Annotated in this window: 8 protein-coding genes; 4 read left to right on the forward strand and 4 right to left on the reverse strand. The window is 72.7% G+C overall.

All coding sequences use genetic code 11. The features are described 5' to 3' along the window. Positions 1-61: 61 nt before the first annotated feature. Entirely contained in the window at positions 62-625 is a 564-nt protein-coding gene (locus tag ACXN5W_RS07605) for a DinB family protein (RefSeq protein ID WP_473157441.1), read from the reverse strand. 67 nt (positions 626-692) lie between these two features. Here ACXN5W_RS07605 and ACXN5W_RS07610 point away from each other — a divergent pair, with 67 nt between their 5' ends. After that, complete coding sequence (locus tag ACXN5W_RS07610) at positions 693-1,706, forward strand: helix-turn-helix transcriptional regulator (RefSeq protein ID WP_473157442.1); 1,014 nt, start codon at positions 693-695, stop codon at positions 1,704-1,706. Here ACXN5W_RS07610 and ACXN5W_RS07615 read toward each other — a convergent pair. Together ACXN5W_RS07615 and ACXN5W_RS07620 are read right to left on the reverse strand one after the other, a co-directional pair. Further along, entirely contained in the window at positions 1,699-3,471 is a 1,773-nt protein-coding gene (locus ACXN5W_RS07615) for a hypothetical protein (protein ID WP_473157443.1), read from the reverse strand. The two genes, ACXN5W_RS07610 and ACXN5W_RS07615, sit on opposite strands and share 8 nt — an antisense overlap. 74 nt (positions 3,472-3,545) lie before the next feature. Then, a complete protein-coding gene (locus ACXN5W_RS07620) occupies positions 3,546-4,283 on the reverse strand; it encodes a hypothetical protein (protein ID WP_473157444.1) in 738 nt (245 codons plus the stop codon). A 389-nt stretch (positions 4,284-4,672) separates the two neighbouring features. Between ACXN5W_RS07620 and ACXN5W_RS07625 the strand changes: the two genes are divergently transcribed. Both ACXN5W_RS07625 and ACXN5W_RS07630 read left to right on the forward strand, forming a co-directional pair. Then, on the forward strand, positions 4,673-5,743 hold the full coding sequence (locus ACXN5W_RS07625) for a helix-turn-helix transcriptional regulator (RefSeq protein ID WP_473157445.1): 1,071 nt from the start codon (positions 4,673-4,675) through the stop codon (positions 5,741-5,743). A 3-nt stretch (positions 5,744-5,746) separates the two neighbouring features. Beyond that, positions 5,747-6,382, forward strand: a complete 636-nt coding sequence (locus ACXN5W_RS07630) for a hypothetical protein (RefSeq protein ID WP_473157446.1) — start codon at positions 5,747-5,749, stop codon at positions 6,380-6,382. A gap of 21 nt (positions 6,383-6,403) precedes the next feature. On the opposite strand, the gene ACXN5W_RS07635 is transcribed toward ACXN5W_RS07630, so the two are convergent. Beyond that, positions 6,404-7,972, reverse strand: coding sequence for a glycoside hydrolase family 43 protein (locus ACXN5W_RS07635; protein ID WP_473157447.1), 1,569 nt, complete (start codon positions 7,970-7,972; stop codon positions 6,404-6,406). 437 nt (positions 7,973-8,409) lie between these two features. Here ACXN5W_RS07635 and ACXN5W_RS07640 point away from each other — a divergent pair, with 437 nt between their 5' ends. After that, positions 8,410-10,254: a S8 family serine peptidase gene (locus ACXN5W_RS07640; RefSeq protein WP_473157448.1), complete on the forward strand. Its 1,845-nt coding sequence runs from the start codon at positions 8,410-8,412 to the stop codon at positions 10,252-10,254. Positions 10,255-10,391 lie beyond the last annotated feature (137 nt).

Below are 10,391 nucleotides of genomic sequence, written 5' to 3' on the forward strand. Positions count from 1 at the left end.
CGTACTCCGCTCCGTCGCTCGCCCGGGCGGGTCGGGCCGCCCACGCAGGGACGAAGCGCAATCATACGGGTGGCTGCGGCGGATCCTCGCCGATTAACCCGTCGATGGTCTCCCGGAGCAGGTCGGCGTGCCCGGCGTGCCGCGCGTACTCGGACTGGAGATCGACCAGGACGCGACGGAGGTTCGGGGACTCGCCGGTGTCGGTGCGCAGCAGCGAGGGCTGGTCCAGGTCTCCGTCCGCCAGCTTGGCGCTCCAGGCCGCGCGGGACCGGTCGACGGCGTCCCGCCAGAGCGCGTACAGCGTCTCCGGTGTGTCGTCCGCCGCCGAGTGCCAGGCCCAGTCCGGATCGGTGGCGAAGTCGGCGGCCCGCCAGGGTCCGCCCATCTCCCCGGTCAGGTGGACCCAGACGTAGTAGTCCTCGACGAGCGCCAGATGCTTGAGCAGCCCGCCGAGGGTCATCGCCGACGGTGGGTACGGCCGGCGGAGGGCGTCCGCGTCCAGTCCTGCGCACTTCCAGGCGAACTGGGCCCGGCCCCGGTCCAGGGCGAACAGCAGCATCTCGACCTCGCCGGCGGTCATCGACGGCTCGGCGATGGTGGTGTCCAGCACGATGTGGTCGGTCATGCGGCAGAGGCTAGGCTCCGCTCCGGACGTTCCACTTCCGGATTGGTGAGCCGTGCTGAGATCCGACGTGAGCCCCACGGCGCGGGCGCTGCTGGCCCTTGAGCTGATCCAGAGCAGCCCGGGCATCACCGCGGACCGACTCGCCGACAAACTCGGCGTCTCCGAGCGGGCCGCCCGGCGGTACGTCGGCATCCTCCGCGAGGCCGGCATTCCGGTCGAGTCCCTCCGTGGCCCGTACGGCGGTTACCGCACCGGCCGTGGGCTGCGACTGCCGCCGCTGATGTTCAGCGCCACCGAGGCGCTCGGCCTGGTCATGGCCGTGCTCGACGGCCACCATCCGGCGAGCGACCCGGCCGACCCGGTCGGCAGCGCGCTCGGCAAGCTCGTCCGGGCGCTTCCCGAGAACGTGGCCGCCCAGGCCGAGGCCGTCCGCCGCACCACCGCCCCGGCTCCCGACCGGGCCGCCGTCCGGCCCGACCCGGAGACCACGGCGACCCTGGTACGCGCCTGCGCGGCCGGCCGTCGCGTACGTCTCGGCTACCGCTCCGAGACCGGATCCGAGTGGGACGTCGAGGTCGACCCGTGGGCGGTGGTCGTCCGCCACGGGCGCTGGTACCTGCTGTGCCGGACCCATCCCGGCGACGCCCGGCGGGCGTACCGGATCGACCGGGTACGCCGGACGACGATCCTGGACGACACGTTCACCCCACCCCGCGACCTGGACCCGGTGGCCACGCTGGAGGAACATCTCGCGGTCGGCTGGGAGTACGACGTCGAGGTCGTCATCGACGCGCCCGTGGACGAGGTGACCCGGCGGCTGCCCCGGGCGCTCGGCACGGTGGAACCGCTCGACGCCGGGACCACCCGCCTTGTCGGCAGCACCAGCAACCCCCGGTGGTACGCCGAGCAACTCGCGGCGATCCCGGTGCCGTACCGGATCCTGCGCTGCCCGCAACTGCGGGACGCCGCCCGCACCCTCGGCCAGCGGCTGCTGGCCGCCGCCAGCGACGACGGCGCCGAGAGCGGGGTCCCGGCGTCCCAACCGGCCGGGCCCGGCGGTCGGGATCGGTATCTCAGCTGACAACCGGGAAGGTCTCCCCGCACCCGGTCCGGCGGCAGGCCGCGAACAGCGCAAGGATCCGCAGGGCCCGCTGGCTGGTGCCGGTGAGCTGGCCCGGCGTCTCCGCGCACCGGCCGTCGGCGGCGCAGAGCCCGACGCGGATCCAGGCGTCCGCCGGGCTGTCCGGGCTCCGCTCGAGCCAGCTACCGACGGCCGAGGCGAACAACGACGGCTCCGCCGCGCCCCGCGTCGCCGCGTAGACACCGTCGCCCAACCTCAGCTCGCCGGCCACCCGGGCCGCCTCGGCGTGCAGCATCGGATCACGCAGTGCCCGGGCGGCGAGTTCGAGGATCGCGGCGAGATGGACCGGGACGGACTCCCGCAACCGGCGGGCGTCCAGGACCAACCGGCGGACCCCGTCCCGGGCCGCCGGGTCGAGCCGCTGGGTCCGGCCGAGCCCGACCATCCGGGCCAGCATGGCGACCGCGTCGTCCGGCGGGTGTCCCAGGTCGGCGCTGCCGAGTTCACGCCGGGAGTATGCCGAGACCTCGCGCAACTGGGCGTCCAGGATCGCCACCCGCTGCGAGCCGGGGGGCCCGGCCCGCTTCCGTTCGGGCAGCCAGACCGTCGTCAGGGTGCCGGCGAGCCGGGCGGCGTACCGGCTGCCGACTGCCAGCATGGTGGCCAGCCGCATGGCGGCGCAGGTCGAGTCGAGCGAGTCCGCGGCGGCGCCCGGCGGCGGCCAGCCCACCCGGGAGTACGCCTGTGGGGCCGGCACCCGCGCGTCGGGGCAGCCGGATCGCCGAGCGTGGTACGTGGCCTGGAGATCGGCAGTCGTCGAGCCGGGCAGCCGCACACCGCCGTCGGCGGCGACGATCGCGCACAGCCGGCCAACGGGCCGGGCGCCGGTGCGCAGGCCGAGCCGCCGCGCCGCGTCGACCAGGTCGTCGCCGCTGCCCAGCAGGACCGGATCGGGTGGCTGCCGGTCGAGCGAGGCGCGGGTACGGTCGTACGCCGACTGGAGGTCCACGCCCACGAGCTGCGACGGCGGGAGCAGGGCCGCGATCTGGAGCAGCGGCACGGCGTCGGTGACGATGGCCTGGCCGTCCGGCACCGGTGGCAGACCGCGCAGCGCGGCCACGGCGGCCAGCCGGACCGGCTCGGGCGCCGGCAGGCCGAGCTGGTGCAGCACCTGAAGGGCGGACGCCGTACTGCCCCAGCTACCCACCTGTTCGTCGGCCGAGGCCCGGTACCGGTCACCGGCGAGCAGGGCGTCGACCGTCCGGCTCACCGCTGGCGCGTCGGCAGGCATCCGCAGCCGCTGGGCGATGTCCACCGCGTACCCGAGTTGGGCCATCGCCGGCAGGCCGCTGCCGCCGTCCCGCCCGGTGGCGGCCTGGCTCAGCCAGGTCGCCATGCGCGACGGCACCAGCCGGGCCGCCCGGCCGGGCGCGAACTCGGCGAGACGCAGGTTCCAGTACGTGTCGTAGAGCGAATATGGTTGCCGGCCCGGGTCGCCCGTGCCGTTCAGGAAGTAACCGCTCCGGCCGTCCGTGACCCACAGGTCCTCGACCAGGTCACGCAGGAACTGGTCCCCCGGCGGCGTCAGGGCGGCGGCACCGGGATCGCGACCGTCCGGGCCGCCGTTGCGGCCGGGATGGACCGTGCCGGCCGTCCCGGAAGGGACCGTGCCGGCCGCGCCCGTCCCGTCCTGGCCGGCGCAACCGACGACCCCGGCCAGGACGGCGACCAGCACCGCCGGCAGTACGCGGGCCTTGGACAGCATCGACACCTCCGCTGGGTTCGCCGGACCGCGGGGCGCGGCCCGGCGAACTGCCGGACCGCGCCCGACGTGCTGCCTCAGCAGCCACCCCACGGGGAGAGGCCGCCGAAGTTCTGCTGCACGTCGTGACCGGCATAGCCGGTCGTCGCGTAGTAGCTCGTGCCGAACTGGAAGGTTCCGGTCACGTTGTGGTTGACCCGTCCGATGCTGCCGCCCGAGGTGCCGAACCGGATGTCGTTCCAGCTGTGTGACATCCGCCAGTCCTGGCTGGCGGTGGTCTGCCAGTCCACCGTGCCGGTGCCGTAGTTCAGCGTCGCGCTGGGCGGACCGCCACTGATGGAGAGGCTGATCGCCGTGTAGTTGACGTCCCAGGTGTCCTTGAGCGTCACCGAGGTGGCGTTCAGCGGCGACACCCCCCACCAGTTGGTGTACGAGGTGTTCTCGGTGAACCGGGCACCCGAGATGAAGCCGAACGGGATGTAGTTGATGATCGACCTGTTGCGCCCGTAGGCGTCGATCCGGTCCGTCGAGCCACCCTGTGGGGTGATCTGCCTGCTGGCGCTCGGGTTGAGACAACCCATGTCGACGTCGATCCCCTGGATGGAGATCCCGCCGCCGGTGGACGTGGCAGCCGGTGCCGGGCCCGCCTTCGCCTTGTCGACGAAGCCCGGGGCGGACCGGTAGACCGCCCCGCCCGGATAGCTCTCCATCACCGTCCAACCGCCCGCCGTCGGGGTCTTGTCCACGGCGGATGCCGCCGCCGGGACACCGGCGACCACCGCGAGACCGAGCGCCGCGGCGAGGCCGCCACGCAAGCACGCCCGCCGTGCCCGTCCACCCGGCTCCGTTACCGCCGACCGCGGCGGATCCATTCCTGCGTTCCTGATCACTGTGCCTCCCGTGTCGATCGGTTCGCGACCGGCTCCGCCCGAGCCCCCCGGCGGCGGAGCGTGCCGGTGGCGAGACCACCGGTGCGCCCCGGCAACCTGAAACCGCCGGGCTCGACAACGCCTCGGGTGAAGCGGTCGGGCCTCACGATCCGGACCCGGACCCGGAGCGGACAAGGGACGCCCGCCGATCCGTTGCAGGTTCCTGCAACCCCGTCGGCGCCTCCCCTTCCGCCGCGCCTCTCCCGGGTGGTGTGCTGGAACACGTCGAAGGATGGCCGGGGGGCGGCCGTCCTGATGACCACGGGGGGGTAGTGATGGCTGAGGTGGTGGCGGTCGAGTCCCGACCGATTCCCCGACTCACCAGATGGGGCGTCTCGGCTGACGCCGACCTGGTCTACCGGGCACTGTGCATGAGCGACGGCGCCCGCACCGGAAGACGTCTGAGCCGGGATCTGGGGCTTGCCCCGGATCGGGTACGGCGGGCCCTGGACGAACTGGCCGCGATCGACGCCGCGGCGCCGACGGGGTCGGGTACCACCAGCCGACAGGATCGGCTGTGGCTGCCGCGCCCGGCGGAGGCCGTGCTCCAGCGGCTACGCCGGGGGCGGATGCCGCAGCCCGTCCCGGAACGGTGGCACCGGCAGGTCGCGGCGCTGTCCGGCGCGGGATTGCAGACCGTCGAGCAGGTCTCGGTACGCCGGTGGTCCACCCGTGCGCTGACTCGGCGCCGGGTCGCGCATCTCGTCGCCGCGGAGCGCCACGAACATCTGGCGATCAACACCGAGGAGGTGTTCGATGCCGACGCGATGACCGCCGCACTCCCGGTCGACCGCCTGATGCTGGACCGGGGCATCCGGCTTCGGGTGCTGGGCCTGCCGCCGCTCGACGGGGACCGATCCTGCGCCTACGCGCAGGAGCTTGGTGATGTCGGGGGGATGTATCGGGAACTGCCCACGCTGCCGATGAAGCTGCTCGTCTTCGACCGGCGCAGGGTCCTGTTCCCGGCGGACCCACTCGACTTGGAGGCCGGGTACATCGAGATCGACGATCCGACCGTGGTGGGGTCCCTGTGCGGCACCTTTCACCGGTTGTGGGCGCAGGCTCGGGATCCACGCCGTCAGGGGGTTGTACCGATCACTCTCACCACGCGCGAACAGGCGCTCGTCGCCCTGTTGGCCGCCGGGCACAGCGACGAGTCCGCGGCGGCCGAGTTGCGGATCAGCGTACGCACCGTCGCATACGCCATGCGGGCGCTGATGGACCGGGCCGGCGTGGAGAACCGGTTCCAACTCGCCCTTGTTCTCGGCGCCACCGGCGCCGCGCCGCTGCCACCGCAGGTGACCGCGACGCCGGACGTCCCCGGCACGCCGGATGAGCGGAGGTAGGACATGCGCCGGTCAGCGACTCCGTTCACCGTTTCCTTCGCCGCCGTCGCGGCCTGGCTCGCGGTGACGCTCACCGTCGGCACCCTGCCGGCGTCGGCCGACCGGTCGATGCCGGCCGCGCAGACGGTCATCGGTCCGCTGACCGGTGGCCCCACGTTGACGCCCCGGCCCACCAGCACGGCGAACGGGGTCGCCTGGTCCGCCGCGTCCTGCGCGACCGGCGAGCTGACCCGGCTGGAGCCGAGCCCGGAACTCGTCATGTTTGTCTCCGGCGCGGTCAGCCTGTGCAGCGCGTACCTGGCGAAGTACCGGTTCAACGTGGTGCTGTTCCGGCCGGACTGGGACACGGCCATCGCACAGGCCACCAATCTCCTGCCGTACGCGGAGAACGGCCCGACACCGGTCACCGGCGTGCTGCGGTCCACCCCGAGCGTCGGGACACTGGGCGTCTGCCTCATGAGCGGTCCCAGCGTCCGGATGGGTTGCGTCCGGCTCGACTTCGAGCTGGGGCGTCCGGCCACGATGCACTCGATCCCCAACACCGATCCGCTGGTGAACAGGCCGGTCGTCTACGTCGACGACAACCTGGACGTCCCCGCGGTGGGCGGCTTCTGCGGCTCCTGCGTCGGGCTGTCCTGACCGACGACCGGACGGACCGGCTCACCCCGGCGCGGAAGGCAGCGGCCGGTACTCGTACCAGTCGAAGGCCGCGCTGCCCTCGGTGACGTACATCCCGATGACCCGGCCGGTGAAGCCGGCCGCCACCTCGGTCGACAGGTACCGTCCGTCGAGTTCGGCGAGGACGACCGGCCCGTCCTCGGTGGCCACCTCGAAGCTGACCATGTCGCACGTGGTGGGTCGGACCCCGAGGGGGGCTCCGGGCGCCGCGACCTGGTCGGCGGCGGTCACGATCGGCGGGAGCAGGTCGTGGGTCCGGGTGGCGATCGTCAGGGTGACCGGCCCGTCGGGCACCGGCTGCTCGCCGAAGACCTGGCGGAACGGGCCCACCCGGCCGACGGCCCGGGCCACGCCGCCGGAGACCTCCAGGTCGTAGTGGTGCGCCTCGTCGATCCGGATGGTCAGGCCGGCTCGGCCGGTCCCGGGGTCGACCCGGACGGTGACCCGGCAGTCGTGGTGCTGCTGGCGCCGGGCCACGATGGTTGCTCCGGCCCGGTCCAGGGTCGTCCCGCTGGCGTGCAGGGTGAGCCAGCCGGGTCGGTCGGTCAGGGACGAGTTCGCGTCCGGTCGGGAGCGCGGCGAGATCCAGGTCGGGGCCAGCTCGGCCGCGTCGAAGTCGTCGCGGTCGGCACCCGGATCGGGGGCCGCGGCAGTGGCCGGTGCGCTGCCGGCCGGCGCCGGGGTCAGTTCCACGACCGGATCGGTCACCGGCCAGCCGTCCACCCAGCGCACCGGCACCAGGAACACCTCGCGGCCGAGCACGTGGTACGGCGGCCACTGACCCTTCGCGCGGATCCCGAGCAGGATCATCCACCAGCTGCCGTCCACGGCCTGGACCAGGTCGGCGTGTCCGGTGGCCTGGATGGGCTGGTTCGTGCTCCGGTGGGTGAGGAAGGGGTTGGCCGGGCCGGGTTCGAAGGGGCCGCGCGGGCTGCGACCCCGGGCGATGGAGACGGCATGGCCGGTGTGCGTCCCGCCCTCGGAGACCAGCAGATACCACCAGTCACCGATCTTGTAGAGGTGCGGCGCCTCCGGATACTGGCCGCCGGTGCCGGACCACATCGGCAGCGGTCCTTCGAGGACCGTTCCCGCCTCGGGATCGATCCGGTAGGCGTCCACCCCGGAGGTGGTCAACCAGCAGTCGCCGTTGTCGTCCCAGGCCAGCGAGGGATCGACGTGCGGCAGTTCGAAGCAGACCGGATCCGACCAGGGCCCGGCCGGGTCGGTGGCGGTGACGATGAGGTGTCGGCCGGTGCTGACGTTCGTGGTGGCGACCCAGAACCGCCCGTCGTGGTGCCGGATCGTCGGCGCGAAGATGCCCCGGGACGCGTCGGTGTCCATCGGGATGTCCAGCTGGCCCGGTCGGTCGAGCACGTTGCCGATCTGCCGCCAGTTCACCAGGTCGCGGCTGTGGAAGATGGGCACCCCGGGGACGTACTCGAAGCTGGAGCAGACGAGGTAGTAGTCCGCACCGACCCGGCAGACGCTGGGGTCCGGGTGGAAGCCGGGAAGCACCGGGTTCCGATAGCTGCCGGTAGGCGGGCTGATCATGGACATCCCTCATCGTGGCGCGGATCCGTCCGTCCGGCAAGGTCCACGTGACCGCTCGGCGAACTGTCCGTCACCAGCCCGAGCGAGGCTGCCGGTGACAGTTCTCACGTCGACTATCTGGCGCGGGTTCCCGCTGGACGATCCCCAGGCCACCCCGAGAACAGCATCGACATATTCGAATCGAGCGAGATAGACGGCCTTGGTGGGGAGCCGGGACCATGCTCCAATTGCCTTCGACGGGCAGCGCGCTCCGTCCGGTGTCGGTAACGCCCGGTGAACCCGGCCGCCGACAATCCCGGACCACCGTCGATCGCTCCAGTGCTCGAAGACCGGCACTTGAAGTAAACGCCTGACGACACGCCACCGACGCACGTGACAGGTGCGAGCGGTCGGTGGCGCTCGCGGGCGTTCGGGGGACCCAGGGGGTCGAACTGACCATGTCAACGCGTCATCGACACATCATCCGCGTGGCCGCGGCAGCCGCAGCCGTCGCGATCGGGACCGCGCTGGCGGCCGCACCGGCCGCAGCGCAGCCCAGCACCACGCTCGCTCCACTGCTGCCGGCCGAGGGCGGCCAGCCGAACGGCGGTTACATCGTCGTACTCAAGGCCGACCCGGCCGGCGGCAGCGGCGACGACGCCGTGGCCACGGCCCAGCGGGCGGGCGGCGAGCGGATCCACCGCTACGTCCGGGTGTTGCGGGGCTTCTCCGCGACGCTGAAGCCCGCCGCGCTCGCCGCGGTACGCGCCAATCCGAACGTCGCCTACGTGCGCGCCGACGCCACGGTCCAGGCCGTCGAGCCGGCACCGCGGGGTGGCGGTGAAACCACCCAGACCAACCCGCCGTCCTGGGGACTCGACCGCATCGACCAGCACAACCTGCCGCTGAACCAGCAGTACAACTACAACACGGTCGGCACCGGTGTCACCGCGTTCGACCTGGACAGCGGCATCCGGGCCACCCACGTCGACTTCGGCGGCCGGGCGCAGGGCGCCTACGACGCCGTCGGTGACGGCAACGGCACCAACGACTGCCACGGGCACGGCACGCACACCGCCGGCACCATCGGCGGCACCACCTACGGCGTCGCCAAGAACGTCCAGATCCGGGCGGTACGGGTGCTGATGTGCGACAACAGCGGCACGAACGCCGACCTCATCGAGGGCCTGGACTACGTGGCCACCCACGTGGTGTCGCGGTCGGTGGCCAACCTCAGCCTCGGGCACTACGGCTCCGAGGTGAACACGGCCGTCGAGAACATGATCGACGCCGGCGTGCTGCCGGTGTTCGCCGCGGGCAACGACAACGGGGACGCCTGCCTCAACAACCCGCGTTCCTCACGCGGCATCGTGGTCGGGGCGACCTCGGTCGACGACAGCCGGGCGTCGTTCTCGAACTACGGCTCCTGCGTCGACGTCTTCGCCCCCGGCGACAACATCACCTCGGCGGGCATCAGCAGCGACACCGCCGTGGCCTCCGGCTGGTCGGGTACCTCCATGGCCACGCCGCACGTGACCGGCTGGCTGGCCCGCTACCTGGAGAGCAACCCGACGGCCACGCTGGCGCAGGCCAAGACCGCGCTGATCAGCTCGGCGACCACCAACGTGATCACGAACGTCGGCACCGGTTCGCCGAACCGGCTGCTCTACGCCGACCCGGGCACCAGCACCCCCGACACCGTCGCGCCGTCGACCCCCGGTACCCCGGTGGCCAGCGGCGTCACGTCCACGTCGGCCACCCTCACCTGGGCGGCCTCCACGGACAACGTCGGGGTGGCCGGATACGACCTCCAGCGGGCGGTCGGCACCGGCTCGTTCGCCTCGGCCGGCACCTCCAGCACCAACTCGTTCAGCGCCACCGGCCTGACCCCGAACACCCAGTACCGCTACCAGGTTCGGGCCAGGGACGCCGCCGGCAACACGTCGGCGTACTCGGCGGCGGTCACCTTCACCACGCCCGCTGCCAGCAACAACTGCAAGGTGGCCTACACGCTCAGCAGCGGGGGCAGCAGTTTCACCAGCAACATCGTCATCACGAACACCGGCACCAGCACGATCAACGGGTGGACCCTCGCGTTCGCCCTGCCCAGTGGCCAGACCTTCGGTAGCGGCTGGTCGGCGACCTGGACCCCGAGCGGGCAGAACGTGACGGCCGCGTCCCTGTCGTGGAACGCGACCATCAACCCGAACGGGACGGCGACCATCGGGTTCAACGGCAACGGCTCCGGCACCGCCAAGCCGACCGCCTTCACCCTCAACGGATCACCCTGCACCATCGTCTGATCTCCGTTACCCACCCGGGTCCCGGGGGGGGGGGGGGGGAGGGAGGGGGGGGGGGGGGGCGGGGGGGGGGGGGGGGGGGGGGGGGGGGGGGGGGGGGGGGGGGGGGAGGGGGGGGGGGGGGGGGGGGGGGGGGTGGG

Source organism: Plantactinospora sp. A48 (genome assembly GCF_055793945.1).

What these genes read in the sequence shown, in the direction of transcription:
- ACXN5W_RS07630 (WP_473157446.1), top strand. Translation starts at nt 5,747, where the DNA reads ATGCGCCGGTCAGCGACTCCGTTCACCGTTTCCTTCGCCGCCGTCGCG.
- ACXN5W_RS07635 (WP_473157447.1), bottom strand. Translation starts at nt 7,972, where the DNA reads ATGATCAGCCCGCCTACCGGCAGCTATCGGAACCCGGTGCTTCCCGGC.
- ACXN5W_RS07615 (WP_473157443.1), bottom strand. Translation starts at nt 3,471, where the DNA reads ATGCTGTCCAAGGCCCGCGTACTGCCGGCGGTGCTGGTCGCCGTCCTG.
- ACXN5W_RS07605 (WP_473157441.1), bottom strand. Translation starts at nt 625, where the DNA reads ATGACCGACCACATCGTGCTGGACACCACCATCGCCGAGCCGTCGATG.
- ACXN5W_RS07640 (WP_473157448.1), top strand. Translation starts at nt 8,410, where the DNA reads ATGTCAACGCGTCATCGACACATCATCCGCGTGGCCGCGGCAGCCGCA.
- ACXN5W_RS07625 (WP_473157445.1), top strand. Translation starts at nt 4,673, where the DNA reads ATGGCTGAGGTGGTGGCGGTCGAGTCCCGACCGATTCCCCGACTCACC.